Origin of the sequence: Bradyrhizobium sp. Bra64, from assembly GCF_024519875.1 — a bacterium.
GTDB lineage: Bacteria > Pseudomonadota > Alphaproteobacteria > Rhizobiales > Xanthobacteraceae > Bradyrhizobium > Bradyrhizobium japonicum_G.
Genome location: NZ_JALJRD010000002.1, coordinates 541,662 through 563,099, shown reverse-complemented (window position 1 = coordinate 563,099; position 21,438 = coordinate 541,662). Strand labels below are relative to the sequence as shown.

Below are 21,438 nucleotides of genomic sequence, written 5' to 3'. Positions count from 1 at the left end.
GCAACGCCTTGCGTGACGGGATGTTTGGGAGGAGCGGATGGCTCGAGAAAGGTCTAACTGGATCTGCCTTTTGGCAGCAACCGCGGGTATGGCATTCTTGCCTCAGGTATCCCGCGCGGACGAAAGCGGCATCTCGTTCTGGCTGCCCGGTTTATACGGCAGCCTCGCCGCAACGCCCGCCACGCCAGGCTGGTCGATCGCTGCGATCTACTATCATACGAGCGTGAACGCGTCCGGCGCAGCCGCAGCGTCGCGGGAATTCCAGGTCGGGCGCTTCTCTCCGACGGTCAACATCGATCTCAACCTGGCGCTCGGCGGCCAGGCCGATCTGATGTTCATCGCGCCGACCTACACGTTTGCGACGCCGGTCCTCGGCGGCCAGTTGTCGGCGACGCTTGCCAGCGTTTACGGCAGAAATTCCGCGAGCCTTGCCGGCACCTTGACGGCCGCGGCGGGGCCGATCGTAACCACGCGTAACGGGTTTCTCGAAGACGCGCTGGTCTCCTATGGCGACCTCTACCCGACGTTGAAGCTGAAGTGGAACAACGGCGTCCACAACACCATGGTCTATGCCGCGGGCGACATTCCGGTGGGCGACTACAACCCGAACCGGCTCGCGAATATCGGCATCGGTCATGGCGCCATCGATCTCGGCGGCGGCTACACTTATCTGAACCCAGCGACCGGTACGGAATTCTCCGGCGTTGCCGGCTTCACCTACAATTTCAAGAACCCCGATACGCAGTACCAGAGCGGCGTCGATTTCCATCTCGACTGGGGCGTGTCGCAGTTCCTGTCAAAGCAGGTGTTTGCCGGATTCGTCGGCTACGCCTATCAGCAGGTCACCGACGATTTCGGCCAGCCAGCTGTACTCGGTGGCTTCCGTTCGCGCGTCCTCGGTGTCGGTCCGCAGATCGGTTATATCTTTCCGATCGGGAGCAATCAGGCCTTTCTTGGCCTGAAGGGATACGGCGAGTTCGACGCTGCCAACCGACCTTCGGGTTGGAATACCTGGCTGACGTTTTCGATCTCGGAGGCGGTGCCCGCCAGCACGGTGACGCCAACCAAGCACCTGATGCGGAAGTAGAGGTCTGTCCGGCGACGTCTACTCCGCCATGATGACATCATGCCGGTGTTTTGCCCGACGTGTCAAATTTAATTCGTAAAATCCGCAGATTCCGCGCCGGCAGCCAAGCCATTGAGATCGCTGCACCCGGCTACTGTGCATGGGGTTGTTTTCGCGTTTCTTGCCTGCAGCGTGCCTGCCGCCAGCTTCGCAGCAGTGAACGCGCTGCTATCCCGCCTTGGCGGCGCGGGAATCCGACCGCAGGTTCTGGAAGAACTTCTCCACCTCGCGCGACAGCGTGTCCGCCGTCGCGGTCAGGCTGCTTGCCGCCGTCAGCACCGAGGATGCCGCCGTGTCGGTCTCGCCGATGGCGTCGCGCAGCGAGGTGATGTTCGCCACGAGCGTCTCGTTGCCCTGCGCGGCCGATTGCGCGTTGGAGGAGATCTCGCGGGTGGCGGCGTCCTGCTGGCCGACGGCGCCGGCGATCGCCGAGGTGACGTCGTTGATCTCGCGGACCGCGCCGCCGATCTCGCGCACGGCGTCGACCGCATTGCGGGTGGAGGCCTGGATCTGGCCGACGTTCTCGCCGATCTCGGCCGTCGCCTTGGCGGTCTGGCCGGCGAGCGCCTTCACTTCATGAGCGACGACGGCGAAGCCGCGGCCGGCATCGCCGGCGCGCGCAGCCTCGATCGTGGCGTTGAGCGCGAGCAGATTGGTTTGCTCGGCGATGGCCTGGATCAGGCCGAGCACGCCGTCGATGCGCTGCGTGGCCGCGGCAAGGCTCTCGATCTCGGCGATCGATTTCTCGGTGCGCTGGCCGGTCTGCTCGACCGCGCTTGCGCTCTGCCGCACCTGCCGGCCGATCTCAACCACCGACGCCGACAGCTCCTCGGCCGCGCCCGCCACCGCCGTGACGTTGTGGGAGGCCTGCTCGGTGGCGTTCGCCGCCGTGCCGGCGCGGCTGCTTGCGTCCGCGGTGACGCGCGTGATGGTCTGCGCGGTCTCGCGCATGGTCGAGGCGTTGTCGGCGAGGCCGCGCATGACCGCGCCGATCGCATCGCGAAACTGCTCGACGGATTGTTCGATGTGGCGGGCGCGCTCCTCGCGCGCGGCGGAGTCCTGCGAGACCTGCGAGGCGAGGTTGCGGTTGCGCCCCATCGCGTCCTGGAAGATCTGGATGGCGCGGGCCAGCGCGCCGATCTCGTCGGCGCGGTGGCTGTGCGGCACCACGACGTTCTCGGCGCCGTCGGCGACCTGCTTGATGGTCGCGGTGATGGCCGAGAGGGGGCGGGCGATCGAGCGGGCGATGATGACGATGCCGATCACGACGAGGACGAGCGCCACGCCGGCGAGGCATGTCAGGACGAAGGACAGAATGCGATTGGTCTCGGTCTCATGCGCGATTTGCCTCGCGCGCTCGGTATAGACCTTGGACAGCGCCTCGAGATCCTTGTTCAGTGCCGAGCGGACGGCGCGATTGGCGTCGTTGTCGCCCCATTCGCGGCCCGCGGCCGCGTTGATCTCGACGCCGCGGCGTACCAGCTCCTTGCGGAACTCGACGAACTGCTCGATGCGCTTCTTGAAGGTGGCGAACTGCTCGGCATCGTCGGCCTTGACGATGGTCTCCCAGCGCTTCACGACGCCGAGGATCTGTGCGTTGAACTTGAGCAGGCCGTCGCCGAATTTCTTCACGACGGCGGGCTCGGTCGACATGTAGACGCCGCGCGATTCCATCACGACCGCGTAGACCAGCGAGTTGACCCGCTCGACGTTCAGCGCGGCGGCGTTCGCCGTCTCGATCGCGCTGGTCAGTTCGGCGCCGCGACGGCTGTTGTAATTGGACAGCATCGCGATCGCCGCCGTCAGCAGCGCGAACAGCGCGAAGATCGCGTAGAGCTTGGTCGCAAGCGTGAAGCGGCCCGACAGGCCGGCGGCATTCCCAGATTGGTCGGTTGTCATGGTTTTCAGGAGTCCGAATGGCCGGGAGCGGCCGGAAAGCGCGGTCTTGTAAAAATCTATGCAAAACTATGCAGAAGGAAGATGGACACAGCGTTAACGGGCCGGTCCGCGGCGCCTGCTGCGGGCCGAAGGAAAGCCGTGCTATCTCAGCCATTTGGAGCAGTGTTGTCCGTTTCCAGCAATTGGCCGCCGAGGGACGGGCGGGATGCCCCAAACATCGGCGTGCACCGGGGCCGCCAAGCGCGTATTCCCTGATGCCGGGATCGCCTTCAAGATCGCCTTCAAGATCGCCCTGGACTCGGCCTCTGGCCGACGAGACCCGGAGAGACCCTTGCTCTACCGCCACACCATCGACGCCACGACCTACGCATTCCCGGATCTGCGCGACCTGCTCGCCAAGGCGACGCCGCCGCGCTCCGGCGACCGGCTGGCCGGGATCGCCGCCGCCAGCGCCGAGCAGATGATCGCGGCGCGGATGGCGCTCGCCGACGTCCCGCTGGGGCAGTTCTTGCAGGAGGCCGTTATCCCCTACGAGGCCGACGAGGTCACCCGTCTCGTCATCGACAGCCACGACACAAGAGCCTTCGCACCGGTGGCCTCGCTGACCGTCGGCGCCTTCCGCGACTGGTTGCTGTCGGATGCCGCGACGCCCGACGTCCTGCGCAAGCTGTCAGGCGGCATCACGCCGGAGATGGCGGCCGCGGTCTCGAAGCTGATGCGCAACCAGGACCTGATCCTGGTCGCGCGAAAATGCGAGGTCACCACCGCTTTTCGCAACAGCATTGGCCTGAAGGGCCGGATGAGCACGCGGCTCCAGCCCAACCACCCCTTCGACGACGCGAGGGGCATCACCGCCTCCATCCTCGACGGCATCCTGCTCGGCGCCGGCGATGCCTGCATCGGTATCAACCCGGCCAGCGACGATCCGGCCGTGATCGGGCAATTGCTGCGCCTGCTCGACGAGATCATCGCGCGGCTGAAGATCCCGACACAGGCGTGCGTGCTGACCCATGTCACCACGACGCTGTCGCTGATCGGGCAGGGCGTGCCGGTCGACCTCGTCTTCCAGTCGGTCGCGGGCACCGAAGCCGCCAACCGCAGCTTCGGCATCGACCTCGCGCTGCTGAGGGAGGCGCAGGAGGCCGGCCTGTCGCAGAAGCGCGGCACGGTCGGCGAGAACGTGATGTATTTCGAGACCGGGCAGGGCTCGGCGCTGTCCGCCAACGCCCATCACGGCGTCGACCAGCAGACCTGCGAGGCCCGCGCCTATGCGGTCGCCCGCGCCTTTGCGCCATTGCTGGTCAACAGCGTGGTCGGCTTCATCGGCCCGGAATATCTCTACGACGGCAAGGAAATCATCCGTGCCGGGCTGGAGGACCACTTTTGCGGCAAGCTGCTCGGCCTGCCGCTCGGGATCGACATCTGCTATACCAACCATGCCGAGGCGGACCAGGACGACATGGACAACCTCCTGACGCTGCTCGCCGCCGCCGGCGTCACCTTCATCATGGGCGTCCCCGGCGCCGATGACGTCATGCTGAACTACCAGTCGACGTCTTTTCACGACGCGCTCTATGTCCGTGACGTCTTCGGTCTGCGCCGCGCGCCGGAATTCGACGACTGGCTGGCGCAGTCGGGCATTGTGGGCGCTGACTTCCGTCTTGCCGCCGATGCAGGCCTGCTGCCCGATTTTGCCTCCCGGCTGATTGCCTGACGGGCTGCAGGCGCTCAGCCTCGGTAGAAGTCAAGGAAACCATTGGCCCCCTTCGTGAATTAGAATGATGCCACAATGTTGAGAAATTTCGGCGGCAGCGTTACGCTATATGTCCGGCTATTCCGCACCATATACCGAACGTGGCTGGGGGAGCTTTGATGCGAGCTGAATGCAACGGTACGTCCCGGCGGATCCTCTGCGTGTTTCCGCGTTACACGTCTTCGTTCGGTACATTCGAACATTCCTATCCGCTGACCGATGGCGTCCGGGCCTTCATGCCTCCGCAGGGGCTTTTGCTGCTCGCGGCCTATCTGCCCAGGGAATGGCAGGTCAAATTCGTCGACGAGAACCTTCGCCGCACGACGAGGGAAGAGTTCGAATGGGCCGAGGCGGTCTTCGTCAGCGGCATGCATATCCAGCGCCAGCAGATGAACGACATCTGCCGCCGTGCCCATGAACTCGACCTTCCGGTCGCGCTCGGCGGTCCCTCGGTCAGCGCCTGCCCGGACTATTATCCGTCGTTCGACTATCTCCATGTCGGCGAACTCGGCGACGCCACCCATCAGCTGTTCGAGATCCTGTCGCGCGACACATCGCGTCCGGAACAGCAGGTCATCCTCACGACCAAAGACCGCGTGCCGATGACGGAGTTTCCAATCCCGGCCTACGAACTCGCCGACGTGAAGAAATACTTCCTCGGCAGCATCCAGTATTCCAGCGGCTGCCCTTACCAGTGTGAGTTCTGCGACATCCCCGGCCTCTACGGCCGTAATCCGCGCATCAAGTCGCCGGAGCAGATCATCGCCGAGCTCGACCGCCTGCGCGAATGCGGCATGACCGACACGGTCTATTTCGTCGACGACAATTTCATCGGCAACCGCAAGGCGGCGATGGACCTGTTGCCGCACCTGATCGAATGGCAGAAAAAGACCGGCTACGTGGTCCGGCTCGCCTGCGAGGCGACGCTCAACATCGCCAAGCGGCCCGAAATCCTCGAGAAGATGCGCGAGGCCTATTTCATCACCATCTTCTGCGGCATCGAGACGCCCGATCCCGACGCGCTGAAGGCGATGCACAAGGACCACAACATGATGGTCCCGATCCTCGAAGGTGTGCGTACCATCAACTCCTACGGCATGGAGGTCGTGTCCGGCATCATCATGGGGCTCGACACCGACAAGCCGAAGACATCCGATGCGCTGCTCGCCTTCGTCGACGAATCCCAGATACCGCTGCTCACTATCAATCTGCTCCAGGCGCTGCCGAAGACGCCGCTATGGGACCGGCTGGAGCGCGAGGGCCGCCTGATCGAGGACGACGGCCGCGATTCCAACGTCGACTTCCTGTTGCCCTATGACGATGTCGTTGCGTCCTGGAAGCATTGCATGGGCGCCGCCTACGAGCCCGAGAAGGTATTTGCCCGCTTCCAGTACCAATGCGACCACACCTATCCCCACCGCCTCAAGATGCCGGTGCCGGACGAGATGAAGACCTGGGCCAATATCAGGCGCGGCCTCGTCATGCTGCGCAACATCTTCTGGAAGGTCGGCGTGCTTGGCGACTATAAGCGCGTGTTCTGGAAGTTCGCGCTGGGCCGCATCAAGCGCGGCGATCTCGAAGGGCTGATCGGCTGTACCCTGATCGCGCACCATCTCATCACCTTTGCGCGCGCGGCTTCGACCGGCCAGCAGAACGCATCGAACTATTCGATCCGGCTGCGCGAGGCTTCCGTTCCCGCCGAATGATGCGACATGTCTGATCCGGCCGTCCCGCGCCGCCCGACCCTCGATCTGCGGTCGCTCACGCCCGCGCGCGTCGCGCTCGGGCGTAGCGGCGCGAGCGTGCCGACGCGCGCGCTGCTCGATTTCACGCTGGACCATGCCCGCGCCCGCGATGCCGTGCATGCCGTCTTCGACGCGCCGCGACTGGCCGCCGATCTCCGCGAGCTTGGCCTCGTCGTCACCGAGGTCAGGAGCCAGGCAGTCGACCGCAGGGACTATCTGCGCCGGCCGGATCTCGGACGACAGCTCGATGGTGGTTCGGCCGAACTGCTGGCACGCAGTGCCGTGGCGCCGTGCCAGCTTGCGGTCGTGATCGGCGACGGCCTGTCGGCGGCCGCGGTCCACGCCCATACGGCGGCGCTGGTGACGCGCCTGCTGACGTTGCTCGCAGCCGACGACGGTGTCGCGATCGGCCACGTCGTCGTCGCCTCAGGCGCGCGCGTCGCGCTCGGCGACGAGATCGGCGCCATTCTCGGTGCGCGCATGGTCGTGATGCTGGTCGGCGAGCGGCCGGGCCTCTCGGCACCCGACAGTCTCGGTGCCTATCTGACCTTCGCGCCGAAGCCGGGCCGCACCGATGCCGAGCGCAATTGCGTGTCGAACATCCACAAGGCCGGCTTGAGCCATGACGAGGCCGCCTTCAAGATCGCCTGGCTGGTCCGCGAGGGTCTGGCGCGAGAGGCAACCGGCGTGGCGCTGAAGGACGAGAGCGCGGACCGTGCACCGCGTCGAATTGGCACGGCTCTGCCCGAATGACGGGCATTCCGGCAAAATCGCCGCATCTTGATCGGTTTGGCCACCTTCCGCCTGCTTGCGAAAAGGGTGATTGACCTGCTAAACCCCTCGCGGCGATTTTCCACACATTTTCAAAGGACAAGCCTCCCATTGGTATGGCGTTTTCAAGCCGTTCGCGGGGCGCAATAAGCTCACAGACCGAGCCGATTTAGGAACTGGACAAGGCATGCTCGAAAAGCACAGCGAGAGTGAGGTTCATGTCGACAAGGTCGAGCAGGGACCTGCGTCTTCCATCGCCTTCGGGCTGGAGCGCATCGGGCTGATCGCCGTCCGGGCGCCGATTGTGTCCTGCATCGTCCTGCTCGTGCTGATCGTCGGCGCCGTGTTCGGCATCCACCGGATCAAGATCGACGATTCGCTGTCGCAGCTATTCCGCTCGAACACGCCGGAATTTCGACAGTATGAAGCGGTGACCAAGAAGTTCCCGGCCGAGGAATTCGACGTTCTCGTCGTGGTCGAGGGCAAGAATCTGCTGGCGAGGAACAACCTCGAGAAGCTGCGCGACTTCGTCACCGACATGCAGCTCGTCGAAGGCACGCGCGGCCTGGTCTCGCTGTTCTCGGCGCGTCAGGCGCCGGCGCCGGGCAAGCTGCCGGCGGCACTGTTCCCGCCCGATCTGCCCGAAGGCGCCGCCTACGACAAGTTCATCGAGACCGTCAAAAACAACGAGATCATCCGCGGCAAGCTGCTGTCGGAGGACGGCACGCTCGCGCTGATCGTGCTCTCGCTCGATCCGGAGGTCGTCGCGTCCAGCAAGCTGACCAAGACCGTCGGCGACATCCGCGCCCTGATGAAGGAAGACCTCGGCGATACCGGACTCAACGTGCAGCTCTCCGGCGTGCCGGTGATGCAGCTCGAGATCCGCAACGCGGTGGAGCGCGACGGGCTCACCTACAACATCCTCGGCATTCTCGCCGGCTGTGTCATCGCCATCATCTTCTTCAGAAAGATCTCGTTCATGGTGGCGGCGGCGTTCCCGCCGATGATCGCGATCCTGCTGGCGCTCGGCGCGCTCGGCTGGGCCAATTTCAATCTCAACATGTTCCTGAACGTGATGACGCCGCTCATCATGGTCATCAGCTTCTCGGACTCGATGCAGCTCACCTTCGCCGCGCGTGACCGGCTGATCGCAGGCCAGGACAAGTTCACCGCATTCAAGAACGCGGTGCTGGTGGTGGGACCGGCCTGCGTGCTGACGCACGGCACCGCCGGCATTTCCTTCATCGCGCTCCAGTTCTCCGACTCCGACCTGATCCGAAAGTTCGGCGAGGCTGGTCTCGCCGCCACCATCATCGCGCTGGTCGCGGTGCTGTCGCTGGTGCCGGTGTTCGGCGTGCTGCTGGTGCGCAACGAGAAGGTCTTTGCGACCAAGTTCCAGAGCGCGGATGCCGGCGTCCAGGCGCTGCGCAATTTCTGCTATTGGATCGCGGTGCGCATGGTGGGCCGTCCCGGCCTGTTCAGCCTGATCGCGGTGGTGTTCGTCGCCGGCCTCGGCGTCATCTACGCCAATCTGGAGCCGCGCTACCGGCTCGCAGACCAGGTGCCGGACAAGCGCCAGGCGGTCGCCGCCAGCGACCGGCTCGATGCCAAGCTCACCGGCGCCAATCCGGTTAACGTGCTGGTCCAGTTCCCCAAGGGTGAGACGCTCTATTCGCCGGAGACGCTGCAGACGATTGCGGACGTGCACGCGACCGTGGAGAAGGCGGCCGGTGTCGGCAACGTCTGGTCGCTTGAGACTCTGCGCCGCTGGCTCGCGGAAAAGGCCGGCGGCGCCGACGTCGCGACGCTTAAAGAGTATGTCAGCGTCATTCCCGAGCATCTGGTGCGGCGCTTCATCGATGCCGAGCAGGATGCGGTCGTGGTCGCCGGCCGCGTGCCGGACAAGGATTCCAGTCAGCTGCTGCCGATCGTCGACAAGCTCGATTCCGAGCTTGACGCCGTCCGCAAGAAGCATCCCGGCTACGAGATCGCCGTGACGGGCCTTGCCGCGATCGCCGCGCGCAATTCGGCCGGCATGATCGAGAAGCTCAACCGCGGCCTCACCGTCGAGTTCGCGCTGGTCGCGATCTTCATCGGCCTGGCCTTCCGCTCCTGGGTCGTGATGTTCGCCTGCATCCTGCCGGGCATTTTCCCCGTGGTGATGTCGGGAACGGTGCTGTGGGCGATGGGCGAGGGGCTGCAATTCGCCAGCGTCGTCGCGCTGACCGTCTCGTTCGGCCTGGGCTTGAGCGCCACCATCCACTTCCTCAATCGCCTCAGGCTGGAGAGCAAGCCGGGCGTCGGCTCGGCGCTTGCGGTGGAGCGCGCGACCGTTCTGGTCGGCCCGGCGTTGATCCTGACCACGCTGGTGCTGGCCTGCGGCCTCGTCGTCACCGTGTTCTCCGACCTGCCGTCACTGCGGCTGTTCGGCTGGCTCAGCGCCTTCTCGATGGTGATGGCTCTCGTCGCCGACCTCTTCATCCTGCGGCCGACGGCGATGTGGCTGATCAATCTGCACGCCAGGCTGCAGGGTACCGACAAGCCGGCGATCTGAGTAGCGCGGCTTGATCCGCGTGGAGCATGGACCCGACGCAGGCGTTTGCCGGTAGATCCAATCAGCAAAAAGCCCCCGGCTCGCGAGAACCGGGGGCTGTGTTGCTTTCGATCGAGCAGGGAATCAGCTCTTCGTCATCGTGATGTTGACGCCGCGGATCTCGCCCTTCGAGGAGATCTGCACGGTCTGCTTGGTGCCATTGGTGCGCAGCGACAAATTGGCGGCAAAGCCGTTGGCCTCGACGAACACTTCGATCTGGCCGCCGCCGGCGGTGCCTTGCAAATTGCCGAAGATGTTGCGGCTGGCCTCGCTCCAGTTGCCGGAAATGCGCTCGCCCTGGCTCGTCACGTCGCTGGTGAGGTCGAACTTGTAGCTGTCGGACGCGCAGTGCAGGGCCTGCTTGAGGCTGAGACCGCTGCCGGCGACCTTGTAGTCCGCCTTGCAGCGGATGCGCTCGGTGGAGCCGTCGGACAGCGACACGGTACCGGTGCCGGTCCACGCGCCGTCGAAACCTGCAAACGGTCCGGACGACTGAGCCTGACTTGCCGAAACTGAGAACAGCAGCATAGCCCCGATGCCGGCCGCCTTGATTGCCAGTTCAGATCGCCCAAAGAATTTCATCTCAAATATCCCGTTTTGGAACGACGTCCGCTGATCATCAAGAACGTCTCGCCACATCGAAGGTTTAGTGCTTCGAGCCCCTGTCAGGTTCAAAGCGTGAGCGCCAGAGATGGCGGTTCACAGCCCCTCGCGCCATGTTCCGGGCTCGCGATTTGCCGTGTTTCGATATGTTTCTGGCGGGAAAAGCGGGCTTCAGCGATGCAGCGCTGCAACAGGTGGGCAGCAAAACGCGGCCTGTCTAAATTATGGCGTAGTATCAAGCTCTTACATCTGCCAATGAAGGCCCAGGGAAGACCTGATTTGGTGGGTGCGGCGCCAATTTGGCCGCATTTTCCAGTGCTTGTGCCTTCTCCGAGGCCGCACGTTCCGCGGCGACTTGCCATCAGACCAATCCGTTCCCGTCTGCCCTGTGTTGTCCGGGATCGGTGCGATTCTGCCGTCAGAATGAAGGAATACAATGCGTAAGCTTCTCGTCGCTCTCACCCTGCTGTCGGCATCCCTCTCCACGGCTGCGTTCGCCCAGCAAGGCCGCGGCACGGATTCCGAGCAGAAGGCCTGCACGCGCGACGTGCAGAAGTTCTGCCGTCCGGTCATCGATCAGGGCGATTTCACGATCCTGGCCTGCCTCAAGGAGAACCGGGCCAAGATCTCCCAGGCCTGCGACCAGGTCCTGAAGAACCACAGCCAGTAAGCTCGGCCACTGGCCCACAAGGGCGGCCCCCCGGGCCGCCTTTTCGGGTCCGATCCGCGAAGGGCAGCCATCGAGAGACAGGATTGGTTTTGCGGCCGTATTCCCCTATATGGGGGCCGCGGCGGCATGAGCCCGCGCGAGCGAAAAGCCCTTCCTGTCCAAACGATTGTAGACCAGCCCTCGATGACCTCTGCGAGCGAATTGCGATCCGGCAAGGGTGACCGCGACGAGAATTTTCCCGTTGCGTCCTGGATCATCCATCCGCGTCATCGCGCCCTGATCCTGGCGTACTACAATTTCGTCCGCACCGCCGACGACATTGCCGATCACGCCACGCTGCCGGGCGACGAGAAGCTCGCTTATCTCGATCTGCTGGAGGCGGAACTGCTCGGCACCGGCGACACCCAGGCCGAAGCCGTCAGCTTGCGGCGCGCGCTGGCCGAGCGCGGCATGGCGCCGCGACACGCGCTCGACGTCCTGGTCGCCTTCCGCATGGACGTGACCAAGCTGCGCTACGAGAATTGGGACGAGGTCATCCACTATTGCCGTTACTCGGCGATGCCGGTCGGCCGCTTCATGCTCGACGTCCATGGCGAGAGCACCTCGACCTGGGCCGCATCGGACGCGCTCTGCGCGGGCCTGCAGATCAACAATCACCTCCAGGATTGCGGCAAGGATTTTCGCGAGCTCAATCGCGTCTACCTGCCGCGCGACGCGCTGGCCGCGAGCGGCGCATCGGTCGAGCAGCTCGGGCTCGCGCAGTCGCCGCCGGCGATGCTGGCCTGCCTGCAGGGGCTCGCAATCCGCAACGAGGCGCTGCTGGGCGAGGGCAGGTCGCTGGCTGCGGAGATCAGGGATTTCCGGCTCGGCCTCGACGTCTCGGTGATCCAGGCCTACGCCGACCGTATCGTGCGCCTGTTGAAGGTGCGCGATCCCCTGCGCGAGCGCGTGCACCTGAACAAGTTCGAGCTTCTCACCTTCAGCGTCGCCGGCATGATCGGCGAAGTCGGCCGCCGCGCGATCGGACGCAAGGCCATTTCCAGACCGGGGACTGCACATGACGCTTGAGGCGGCCGCGCCCGGCGCCAGTTATGGCTCGACCGCATCCGGCAGCTCGTTCTACGCCGCGATGCGCATCCTGCCGCGCGACCAGCGCGAAGCGATGTTCCAGATCTACAGCTTCTGCCGTCAGGTCGACGACATCGCCGATTCCGATGGCCCGCGCGACGAGCGGCTCGCCGCACTTCAGCAATGGCGCAACGACATCGACGCGCTCTACCAGGGCCATCCGCCGCCGCGGCTGAAGGACTACGTCGCCTCCGTCAAGACCTTCGGGCTGAAGCGCGAGGATTTCCTCGCCATCGTCGACGGCATGGAGATGGACGTGCCGCAGGACATCCGCGCGCCCGACATGGCGACGCTGGATCTGTATTGCGATCGCGTCGCCAGCGCCGTGGGGCGGTTGTCGGTGCGGGTGTTCGGGCTGCCGGAAGAGGATGGCATCCAGCTCGCCCATCATCTCGGCCGCGCGCTCCAGCTCACCAACATCCTGCGCGACATCGACGAGGACGCCGGCCTCGGCCGGCTCTATCTGCCGCGCGAGGCGCTGCTGCATGCCGGCATCACCTCCGACGATCCGAACCGCGTGATCGCCGAGCGCGCGCTGCCGAAGGTCTGCCTGCCGCTGGCGCAGCGCGCGAAGGCGCATTTCGAGACGTCGGACGAGATCATGAACCGCAACAGGCGCCGCGCCGTGCGCGCGCCGCGGATCATGTCGAAATACTATCATTCGATTCTGGACCTCCTGATCGCGCGCGGGTTCAACGCGCCGCGCGAGCCGGTGCGTGTGTCGAAGATCACACGCATCCTGATCCTGCTCCGCTACGCTTTCATCTGATGCAAAACACAGCTCACATCATCGGCGCTGGAATTTCCGGCCTCTCTGCCGCCGTGCGGCTCGCCAATGCCGGCTTCAAGGTCGCCGTGCACGAGGCGACGCACCAGGCCGGCGGCCGCTGCCGCTCCTATTTCGACGGCGCCACCAATCTCACCATCGACAACGGCAATCATCTGCTGCTGTCCGGCAACAGCCATGCGCGCGCCTATGCGCGCTCGATCGGCACCGAGGCCGGCCTCGTCGGCCCCGATCGCGCGCAGTTTCCCTTCGTCGACATCACGACCGGGCAGCGCTGGCAGATCGATCTCGGCGATGGCCGGCTGCCGACCTGGGTGCTCGACGAGAGCCGTCGCGTTCCCGACACCGGGCTCACCGATTATCTCAAGCTGGCGCCGCTGATCTGGGCCTCGGAGCAGACGCTGGTTGGCAAGTCCATTCCCTGCGAAGGCGTCCTCTACCAGCGTCTGGTGCAGCCGCTGCTGCTGGCTGCGCTCAACGTCGATCCGCCCGAGGGCTCGGCCGGGCTCGCTGGCGCGATCGTGCGCGAGACGCTGCTTGCAGGCGGACAGGCGTGCCGTCCACTGATCGCGCGCGACGGCCTCAGCGCCGTGCTGATCGAGCCGGCCGTCAAATTCCTGACCGAGCGCGGCCACACCGTTCAGCTCGGCCATGAGCTGCGCTCGTTTACGGCCGCGGACGGCAAGGCCGGCGCGCTGAATTTCGGCGGCGAGGACGTGATCCAGCTCGCCGACGGCGACGTCGTCGTGATGGCGGTGCCGCCGCGCGCCGCCTCCAGCCTGCTGCCGGGTCTGAAGACGCCGACTGAATTCCGCGCCATCGTGAATGCGCATTTCCGCACTGAACCGCCGCCGGGCTCGGCGCCGATCCTGGGCGTGATCGGCGGCGTCGTGGAATGGCTGTTCGCGTTTCCGAACCGGCTCTCCGTCACCATCAGCAACGGCGACCGTCTGGTCGACATGCCGCGCGAGGAACTCGCGCAGGCGATCTGGAACGACGTCTGCAAGGCCGGCGGCGTGTCCGGCGATCTGCCACCGTGGCAGATCGTGCGCGAGCGCCGGGCCACTTTCGCCGCCACGCCGGCGCAGAATGCGCTGCGTCCGGGGCCGGTCACCGCGCTGAAAAACCTGTTTCTCGCCGGCGACTGGACTGCTACGGGATTGCCGGCAACCATCGAGGGATCGGTCCGGTCCGGTGATCGCGCCGCCGATCTGGTTCTGGCCGCCAAAGGATCCTGAAGAGCGGCCCTGACGGGCAAATGTCCCGGTCAATTTCAATCGACTATCGGAGCAATCGAGCGAGATGGATTCCGTGAACCCGACCAGCCGCGAAGCCCAAGAACCCGGGATCCTGGAATCAAGGACCTTGGAATCGAGCATTGCGTCGGCCACGGAAGGCGTCATCGGCTTCCAGCAACCGGACGGCCATTGGGTGTTCGAGCTCGAGGCCGACTGCACGATTCCGGCCGAATACATCCTGCTGCGCCATTACCTCGCCGAGCCCGTCGATACCGCGCTCGAAGCCAAGATCGGCAACTATCTGCGCCGCATCCAGGGCGCCCATGGCGGCTGGCCGCTGGTGCATGACGGCGAGTTCGACATGAGCGCCAGCGTGAAGGCCTATTTCGCGCTGAAGATGATCGGCGATTCCGTCGACGCGCCGCACATGGTGCGCGCGCGCGAGGCGATGCACGCACGCGGCGGCGCCATCAACAGCAATGTCTTCACGCGCTTCATGCTGGCGATGTTCGGCGTGGTGACCTGGCGCGCGGTACCGGTGCTGCCGATCGAGATCGTTCTGCTGCCGTTCTGGTCGCCGTTCCACCTCAATAAGATCTCCTACTGGGCGCGCACCACCATGGTGCCGCTGATGGTTCTCGCTGCGCTCAAGCCGCGCGCGAAGAATCCGAAGAGCGTCGGCATCGACGAATTGTTCCTGCAGGATCCGCGTTCGATCGGCATGACCGCCAAGGCGCCGCACCAGAGCATGGCCTGGTTCGTGCTGTTTCGCGCGCTCGACGGCATCCTGCGCGTGGTCGAGCCGATGTTTCCGAAGAGCCTGCGCAAGCGCGCGATCGACGCGGCACTCGCCTTCACCGAGGAGCGCCTCAACGGCGAGGACGGCATGGGCGCGATCTATCCGCCCATGGCCAACATCGTCATGATGTACGACGCGCTCGGCAAGGACGAGAATTTTCCGCCCCGCGCGGTCACGCGCCGGGGCATCGACAAGCTGCTCGTGATCAAGGACGACGAAGCCTATTGCCAGCCCTGCGTCTCGCCGGTGTGGGACACGACGCTGACCGCCCACGCGCTGCTCGAGGCCGGCGGCGACAAGGCGGTGCCGGCGGCCAGGCAGGGCCTCGACTGGCTGATCCCGAAGCAGGAGCTCGAGGTGAAGGGCGACTGGGCGGTGAAGCGGCCCGACGTGCGCCCGGGCGGCTGGGCCTTCCAGTACAACAATGCCCATTACCCCGACCTCGACGACACCGCCGTGGTGGTGATGTCGATGGACCGGATGCGCCGGGAGCACGGCGTGACCGGCTATGACGCCGCGATCGACCGCGGCCGGGAGTGGATCGAGGGGATGCAGAGCGACGACGGCGGCTGGGCCGCCTTCGACGTGAACAACCTCGAATATTACCTGAACAACATCCCGTTTTCCGACCATGGCGCGCTGCTCGACCCGCCGACCGAGGACGTCACCGCCCGCTGCATCTCGATGCTGGCCCAGCTCGGCGAGACCGCCAGGACCAGCAAGCACGTCGCCGAGGGCGTTGCCTACCTCCGCAAGACCCAGCACCCGGAAGGGTCCTGGTACGGCCGCTGGGGCATGAACTTCATCTATGGAACCTGGTCGGTGCTCTGCGCCCTGAACATGGCCGGCGTCAGCCACGACGACCCGATGATGCGCAAGGCCGCCGCCTGGCTGGCCTCGATCCAGAACAAGGACGGGGGCTGGGGCGAGGACGCCGTCAGCTATCGCCTGGACTACCGGGGATGGGAAGCCGCCCCCTCGACCGCCTCGCAAACGGCATGGGCCTTGCTTGCCCTGATGGCTGCAGGCGAGGTTGATCACCCGGCCGTCGCCCGCGGGGTGGAGTACCTGATTGCAACACAGAACGAAAAAGGACTGTGGGACGAGCAGCGGTACACCGCCACGGGCTTTCCCCGTGTATTCTATCTACGTTATCATGGTTACCCAAAGTTCTTCCCGCTGTGGGCGTTGGCGCGGTATCGGAACTTGCGGAACACCAACAGCAGGGTGGTAGGGGTCGGAATGTGACTTTGGGGATGGGGGACTATCTTACCGCGGGCAATGCCATTGATCCGCGACCGATACTCATTGTGACCGGTCTGGTTCAGGAGGCCCGCATCGCGGCCGGGCCCGGAATGGCGGTCATCTGCTCGTCCAGCAGCCCGACCCAGTTGCGGGCGCTGCTGACCGTGGTGGACCCCGAGACGATTCGCGGCGTGATCTCGTTCGGCGTGGCCGGCGGGCTCGACCCGACCTTGCGCTCCGGCGACGTCGTGCTGGCGACCGAGGTGCTTTCAGGCGACACCCGCTGGGCCGCCGGCCTGTCGCTCGGCGACGATTTGATCGACCGCCTGACGTCGGGACGTCGCCGCGTGGTGCGCGGCAGCCTTGCCGGCGCCGAGGAAGTGGTCACCGGGCGCTCCTGCAAGGCGGCGCTGCATTCGGAGACGGGAGCGGCCGCCGTCGACATGGAAAGCCACATCGCGGCCGCGTACGCCGCCGAGGCCGGGCTGCCCTTTGCCGCTGTCCGCGTCATCAGTGATCCCGCCCACCGCGCGCTGCCCGCGCTTGCCCGCGCCGCCATCAAGCCGAACGGCCAGATCGACCTTGCCGCCGTGCTGCGCGGCATCGTGCGCAATCCGGCAGCGCTGCATGGACTGGTCTCGACCGGCATCGACTTCAACCGCGCGCTGCGTAGCCTGCGAGGCTGCCGCGATTATTTGATCGGGACGGAGCTCGTCGGCAGCGAGGTTCTGGTGTCCGAGACGGCCTGAGCGGTTTCCTCGAGCTGACAAAAGAAAAGGCCCGGTCGCGATGGTGACCGGGCCTTTTCTTTTCGACCGGTAGAGCTTGGATGGAGCGGACCGCAATCCGGGTTCATCACCCAGCACCGTCACTGCAATTACCGTTGGCTCACTTAAGGGGGCGGTCCAGCACTGTCACCGTAATTCTGTCACCGTAATTCACCAGCGGTATTTGTCCCTTAGGATGAGGACGAACGTACATGGATGGTGAAAGATGACTTCGAAGCTTTCCTTTGAGCAGGCCAACGCGATTTGTCGCAATTGGATCTCCATAGGCGAGAATGCGCCCAACTACTCTGACCACCTGAAGAAGAAGGGTTTCTCGGCCTTTTCGATTCGAAGCGAATTTGTTGAGTCGTTTGCTCAAGTGGATGAAGACATCGTACTCCACCGCCAATGCGTCGTTGAGAGTATCAAGGAACGACTAGGTCAACCTGGCAACTTTCCAATTCCTGACGAGAACTTCAAGGATCTCTATTTTTCACCGCTCCTTCAGGAGCTAAGACAGAAACGCGATATTGAGAACGGTTGCCCGGAAAGAGATCTGAGCAGCCGCTTTGGTGGCGGCGAAGCCGCTTGGCGGCGAGAGGTGGATCCGTGCCGAAGAAGACTCGTTCAAGACAGTGTCATGCGGAGGTCCGATCACGAAAGACAGCTACAGGATATGTGGAGATGCGAGAGGAAATTGGCTGAAAACGAGGCCGATATCCACGCAAGTGAAATGGTGCGAGGGAAAGGACACTCGTTTGACGAAGGAGAGCGTTACTCGTTTTTCAAAGCCATTATGGAACGCGATGCGGCAACATTTGGCTTTCATTTTGACAAGGCCAGATCGCGAAGCGATCGTCCGGTATTTTCGAAGGCAGTCGCAGGCGACTGGAGTCTTTATTGGTTTATCGACGATCGAAGATTTTTCTACTTTTCCCCACAAGAAGGACGTTTCGCACCTAGCTTATACCTAAGGAGTTCGCAGGCAAGAAAGTCGAAGATTGAGCCAGGACAAATTCTATCTATCAACTATGCAAGCGTAGTCGATGGCTTGTCGGTTGCATACTGGAATTTCAGTAACTTCTGTCAGCTTGAGCGAGCTATCGCGGCGCACTCGCTATTGTATGGGTTGATCTCCTCGAAGATTGAAGAAGGTATCCAGAAGGTCTTGCCGAACCGCTAACTGATATTTAGTTGCGGGAGCTATGGTGGCACCCACTGGCTAGAGGTAGTCAACAGCGCGTAGATCGTTTTTTTGGCGGCGTCAGCCGCCAATCTGGAGCATTCCATTTGGTCGCACGGCAGCTGGCTTCGAATCGCGCCCGTTTCTTCCTGGAATTACGTTGCAGTCCAGCACTGTCACCGTAATCCTCATGGGAGGCGTCGGGCCAGTTGCTCTGCGGGCTGGCGCCATGGGAGGCGTCGGGCAAAACACCGCAACCCCCGTCAACCCCTCTTCGCAAAAATATTCCACTTTCCCGAATTTCGGATTTGCGGCATATGTCCGCCATCCCGGCCCTGCCAGAGGGGCGCTTCGCGATCGTCACGAGATGCGGGTCGGGGTGCGGTGGACGCGGTAGCGCCGGCGCGGCAGGCGATGACAGGGCGGGCGACCGTGAGTCAGGCGCGACGCGATACGACACGGCGCGGTCACAGCGGTTTCGGCCGTCGTCGGAGGTGAGCACACGCGAGCTCCCGGCGATCAGGTCAAACCGTCCGCGGACGGAGAAGTCGTGTGGTCCCGACGCCCCGGGGTTCTGGCGTCAAACTTCGTGGTGATGCGGCGGCCGACCGGCACGCGCGTCGATCAGCGAATTAGTGGACTTGCACAATTGCGAGCGCAGCGAAGCAATCCAGAATCTTTCCGCGGAAGGATTTTGGATTGCTTCGTCGCAAGAGCTCCTCGCAATGACGACGTGGAGAGAGCGAGCAACACACTCGCGCCTCGTACCCCGGCCGCCGCGCAGCGCTTCTTCAGCGGTGCGCTGCAGAGCCGGGGCCCATTTATCGACACGGCGCGTGGCTGCTGGGTCCCGGCTCTGCGCAGCAACGCAAAGAGCGCTGCAGAGCGTCCGGGACACGGGCCGCTCCTCTGGCGGCACAACGGCGCAAAGAAAAGGCCCGGTCGCGATCGCGGCCGGGCCTTCGTCGTGAGAGTTGATTGCGTCCGATTACGCGGCGGTCGAAGCCTTCCGCGCGGCCTTCTCCTGCGCGGCGTCGGCCTCGTCCTTGCGGATCTCCGACAGGCGCTTCTGCACTTCCGCCGAGAAGATGTACTGCGCCGGACGCTGCTTGCTCATGTCGATCTCCGGCGCCATCGGGCCGGTGGTCCTGATGCCGCGCAGCGACACCCACATCGCCTTGATCGGGTTGTTGAGGGCTGCGGTCGCCGCGGTCGGCTCGTAGCCGCAATGGGCCATGCAGTCGGCGCACTTCTCGTACTTGCCGGTGCCGTAGGTTTCCCAGTCGGTGGTGTCCATCAGCTCCTTGAAGGTTTTTGCGTAGCCTTCACCGAGCAGGTAGCAGGGCTTCTGCCAACCAAAAATGTTGCGCGCGGGCATGCCCCACGGCGTGCACTCGTATTCCTGGTTGCCGGCGAGGAAGTCGAGGAACAGGCCGGAATGCATGAAGTTCCACTTCTTGCCCTTGCCCATCGCAAAGACGTCGCGGAACAGCTTCTTGGTCTTGGTGCGGTTGAGAAAGTGCTCCTGGTCCGGCGCGCGCTCATAGGCGTAGCCGGGCGACATCGAGACGCCGACGCCGAGCTCGACGGTGAGGTCCAAGAACTTCGCGATCTCCTCGGCCGGATGGCCGTCGAAGATGGTGGCGTTGACGTTGACGGTGAAGCCGCGCGCCTTGGCCGCCTTGATCGCGGAGACGGCGCGGTCGAACACGCCCTTCTGCGACACCGCCTTGTCGTGGTGCTCCTTCAGGCCGTCCAGATGCACCGAGAAGAACAGGTAGGGCGAGGGCTCGAACAGGTCGAGCTTCTTCTCGAGCAGCAGCGCGTTGGTGCAGAGCGAGACGAACTTCTTGCGCGCGACGAGGCCGCGCACGATCTCGCCGATCTCCTTGTGGATCAGTGGCTCGCCGCCGGGAATCGCCACCATCGGCGCGCCGCATTCGTCGGCGGCGTCCCAGCACTCCTGCGCCGTCATGCGGCGGTTCAGGATCGCATCGGGATAGTCGATCTTGCCGCAGCCGACGCAGGCGAGGTTGCAGCGGAACAGCGGCTCCAGCATCAGCACGAGCGGATAGCGTTTGCGGCCAAGCAGTTTCTGCTTGAGCAAATAGCCGCCGATACGCATTTCCTTGAAGAAGGGGATAGCCATTACGAGTTTCTTTCTGGGCTTGGAATTGGGGTGGGTCAGCTCGCAGCCAATTGGGCCGGAAGCCGGAATTCGATGTTTTCCTCGCGGCCCGGCAGCACCTGGACCTTGACCGGTCCGATCCGCCGCATCGCTTCGATCACGTCATCCACGAGTACCTCGGGCGCCGAGGCGCCGGCCGTGACGCCGACGGTCCTGGCATCTTTCAACCACTCCGGATTGAGCTTGCTGCCGTCGGCAATCAAATAACTCGCGACACCGGCTTCAGTGCCGATTTCGCGGAGCCGGTTCGAGTTCGAGCTGTTGGCAGCGCCCACCACCAAGATCACGTCGACCAGCTTGCTCAAGTCCCTTACCGCAGATTGGCGGTTCTGTGTCGCATAGCAGATATCCCGGATATCCGGGCCTTGAATATCTGTAAAGCGGGCTTGGAGGGCCGCAATGATGTCCCTTGTGTCGTCGACCGACAGGGTGGTCTGGGTAATGTAGGCCACTGGCGTATCCGCCTGCAGCGTCAAGGCGTTAACCTCTTCGACGCTCTGGACCAGCAGCACGGAGGCGGGAACCTGGCCCATCGTGCCCTCGACCTCGGGGTGGCCGGCATGGCCGATCAGGATCAGGGTACGGCCCTTGGTGATGTAGCGCTTCCCCTGATTGTGAACTTTCGTGACCAGGGGACAGGTGGCATTGAGCACCGGAAGGTCGCGCGCGGCGGCCTCTTCCTCGACGCTGCGGGCGACACCATGGGCGCTGAACACGGTCACCGCCTTCGGCGGAACCTCGGACAGCTCCTCGACGAAGATCGCGCCCTTGTTCTTCAGGCTCTCGACGACGTACTTGTTGTGCACGATCTCATGGCGCACGTAGACGGGCGGGCCGTACTTCTCCAGCGCCCGTTCCACGATCTCGATCGCACGCACCACGCCCGCGCAGAAACCGCGCGGTTGCGCCAGATAAACTTCCATTGGACGCCCATCACGCAAGT

At 64.2% G+C, this 21,438-nt stretch carries 16 protein-coding genes; 12 read left to right on the top strand and 4 right to left on the bottom strand.

What is annotated here, in order from left to right; genetic code table 11:
- Nucleotides 1–88 precede the first annotated feature (88 nt).
- Nucleotides 89–1,087, top strand: a complete 999-nt coding sequence (locus NR187_RS10135) for a transporter (RefSeq protein WP_249128942.1) — start codon at nt 89–91, stop codon at nt 1,085–1,087.
- Nucleotides 1,088–1,294: 207 nt separating this feature from the next.
- Here the strand turns inward: NR187_RS10135 and NR187_RS10130 are convergent, their stop codons facing one another.
- Nucleotides 1,295–3,025: a methyl-accepting chemotaxis protein gene (locus NR187_RS10130; protein ID WP_211382842.1), complete on the bottom strand. Its 1,731-nt coding sequence runs from the start codon at nt 3,023–3,025 to the stop codon at nt 1,295–1,297.
- Nucleotides 3,026–3,356: 331 nt separating this feature from the next.
- Here NR187_RS10130 and NR187_RS10125 point away from each other — a divergent pair, with 331 nt between their 5' ends.
- The 4 genes from NR187_RS10125 to NR187_RS10110 all read left to right on the top strand — a co-directional run bounded on the left by NR187_RS10125 (nt 3,357) and on the right by NR187_RS10110 (nt 9,848).
- Entirely contained in the window at nt 3,357–4,739 is a 1,383-nt protein-coding gene (locus tag NR187_RS10125) for an ethanolamine ammonia-lyase subunit EutB (RefSeq protein WP_256806578.1), read from the top strand.
- Between the two features lie 158 nt (nt 4,740–4,897).
- On the top strand, nt 4,898–6,484 hold the full coding sequence (locus NR187_RS10120; RefSeq protein WP_211382843.1) for a B12-binding domain-containing radical SAM protein: 1,587 nt from the start codon (nt 4,898–4,900) through the stop codon (nt 6,482–6,484).
- A gap of 6 nt (nt 6,485–6,490) precedes the next feature.
- Nucleotides 6,491–7,276 carry an ethanolamine ammonia-lyase subunit EutC gene (eutC, locus tag NR187_RS10115; protein ID WP_256806376.1) on the top strand — a complete coding sequence of 262 codons (786 nt, stop codon included), beginning with the start codon at nt 6,491–6,493 and terminating at the stop codon, nt 7,274–7,276.
- 205 nt (nt 7,277–7,481) lie between these two features.
- On the top strand, nt 7,482–9,848 hold the full coding sequence (locus NR187_RS10110) for an RND family transporter (protein ID WP_211382845.1): 2,367 nt from the start codon (nt 7,482–7,484) through the stop codon (nt 9,846–9,848).
- A gap of 123 nt (nt 9,849–9,971) precedes the next feature.
- Here NR187_RS10110 and NR187_RS10105 read toward each other — a convergent pair whose 3' ends face one another.
- Nucleotides 9,972–10,469, bottom strand: a complete 498-nt coding sequence (locus NR187_RS10105) for a hypothetical protein (RefSeq protein ID WP_211382846.1) — start codon at nt 10,467–10,469, stop codon at nt 9,972–9,974.
- Nucleotides 10,470–10,926: 457 nt separating this feature from the next.
- On the opposite strand from NR187_RS10105, the gene NR187_RS10100 reads away from it, so the two are divergent.
- From NR187_RS10100 to NR187_RS10070, 7 genes are all read left to right on the top strand, one after another.
- Nucleotides 10,927–11,160 carry a hypothetical protein gene (locus tag NR187_RS10100; RefSeq protein WP_211382847.1) on the top strand — a complete coding sequence of 78 codons (234 nt, stop codon included), beginning with the start codon at nt 10,927–10,929 and terminating at the stop codon, nt 11,158–11,160.
- 183 nt (nt 11,161–11,343) lie between these two features.
- A complete protein-coding gene (gene hpnC / locus NR187_RS10095; protein ID WP_256806375.1) occupies nt 11,344–12,228 on the top strand; it encodes a squalene synthase HpnC in 885 nt (294 codons plus the stop codon).
- On the top strand, nt 12,218–13,057 hold the full coding sequence (gene hpnD, locus NR187_RS10090; protein ID WP_256806374.1) for a presqualene diphosphate synthase HpnD: 840 nt from the start codon (nt 12,218–12,220) through the stop codon (nt 13,055–13,057). The genes hpnC and hpnD overlap by 11 nt, the downstream gene beginning before the upstream one ends.
- Nucleotides 13,057–14,313: a hydroxysqualene dehydroxylase HpnE gene (hpnE, locus tag NR187_RS10085; protein WP_211382850.1), complete on the top strand. Its 1,257-nt coding sequence runs from the start codon at nt 13,057–13,059 to the stop codon at nt 14,311–14,313. Before hpnD ends, hpnE begins: the two co-directional genes overlap by 1 nt.
- 64 nt (nt 14,314–14,377) lie before the next feature.
- Entirely contained in the window at nt 14,378–16,360 is a 1,983-nt protein-coding gene (gene shc / locus NR187_RS10080; RefSeq protein ID WP_211382851.1) for a squalene--hopene cyclase, read from the top strand.
- Nucleotides 16,357–17,106, top strand: coding sequence for a phosphorylase (locus tag NR187_RS10075; protein ID WP_211382852.1), 750 nt, complete (start codon nt 16,357–16,359; stop codon nt 17,104–17,106). The genes shc and NR187_RS10075 overlap by 4 nt, the downstream gene beginning before the upstream one ends.
- Nucleotides 17,107–17,350: 244 nt before the next feature.
- Nucleotides 17,351–18,307: a hypothetical protein gene (locus tag NR187_RS10070; RefSeq protein ID WP_211382853.1), complete on the top strand. Its 957-nt coding sequence runs from the start codon at nt 17,351–17,353 to the stop codon at nt 18,305–18,307.
- A gap of 988 nt (nt 18,308–19,295) precedes the next feature.
- Here the strand turns inward: NR187_RS10070 and hpnH are convergent.
- Complete coding sequence (gene hpnH / locus NR187_RS10065; protein ID WP_211382854.1) at nt 19,296–20,456, bottom strand: adenosyl-hopene transferase HpnH; 1,161 nt, start codon at nt 20,454–20,456, stop codon at nt 19,296–19,298.
- Nucleotides 20,457–20,491: 35 nt separating this feature from the next.
- Nucleotides 20,492–21,418, bottom strand: a complete 927-nt coding sequence (ispH, locus tag NR187_RS10060) for a 4-hydroxy-3-methylbut-2-enyl diphosphate reductase (protein WP_211382855.1) — start codon at nt 21,416–21,418, stop codon at nt 20,492–20,494.
- Nucleotides 21,419–21,438 lie beyond the last annotated feature (20 nt).

Excerpts from the sequence above, each read along its gene's own strand:
- NR187_RS10135 (WP_249128942.1), top strand. The coding sequence starts at position 89 with ATGGCATTCTTGCCTCAGGTATCCCGCGCGGACGAAAGCGGCATCTCG.
- NR187_RS10130 (WP_211382842.1), bottom strand. The coding sequence starts at position 3,025 with ATGACAACCGACCAATCTGGGAATGCCGCCGGCCTGTCGGGCCGCTTC.
- NR187_RS10120 (WP_211382843.1), top strand. The coding sequence starts at position 4,898 with ATGCGAGCTGAATGCAACGGTACGTCCCGGCGGATCCTCTGCGTGTTT.
- eutC (WP_256806376.1), top strand. The coding sequence starts at position 6,491 with ATGTCTGATCCGGCCGTCCCGCGCCGCCCGACCCTCGATCTGCGGTCG.
- NR187_RS10110 (WP_211382845.1), top strand. The coding sequence starts at position 7,482 with ATGCTCGAAAAGCACAGCGAGAGTGAGGTTCATGTCGACAAGGTCGAG.
- NR187_RS10105 (WP_211382846.1), bottom strand. The coding sequence starts at position 10,469 with ATGAAATTCTTTGGGCGATCTGAACTGGCAATCAAGGCGGCCGGCATC.
- NR187_RS10100 (WP_211382847.1), top strand. The coding sequence starts at position 10,927 with ATGCGTAAGCTTCTCGTCGCTCTCACCCTGCTGTCGGCATCCCTCTCC.
- hpnC (WP_256806375.1), top strand. The coding sequence starts at position 11,344 with ATGACCTCTGCGAGCGAATTGCGATCCGGCAAGGGTGACCGCGACGAG.
- hpnD (WP_256806374.1), top strand. The coding sequence starts at position 12,218 with ATGACGCTTGAGGCGGCCGCGCCCGGCGCCAGTTATGGCTCGACCGCA.
- hpnE (WP_211382850.1), top strand. The coding sequence starts at position 13,057 with ATGCAAAACACAGCTCACATCATCGGCGCTGGAATTTCCGGCCTCTCT.
- shc (WP_211382851.1), top strand. The coding sequence starts at position 14,378 with ATGGATTCCGTGAACCCGACCAGCCGCGAAGCCCAAGAACCCGGGATC.
- NR187_RS10070 (WP_211382853.1), top strand. The coding sequence starts at position 17,351 with ATGACTTCGAAGCTTTCCTTTGAGCAGGCCAACGCGATTTGTCGCAAT.
- hpnH (WP_211382854.1), bottom strand. The coding sequence starts at position 20,456 with ATGGCTATCCCCTTCTTCAAGGAAATGCGTATCGGCGGCTATTTGCTC.
- ispH (WP_211382855.1), bottom strand. The coding sequence starts at position 21,418 with ATGGAAGTTTATCTGGCGCAACCGCGCGGTTTCTGCGCGGGCGTGGTG.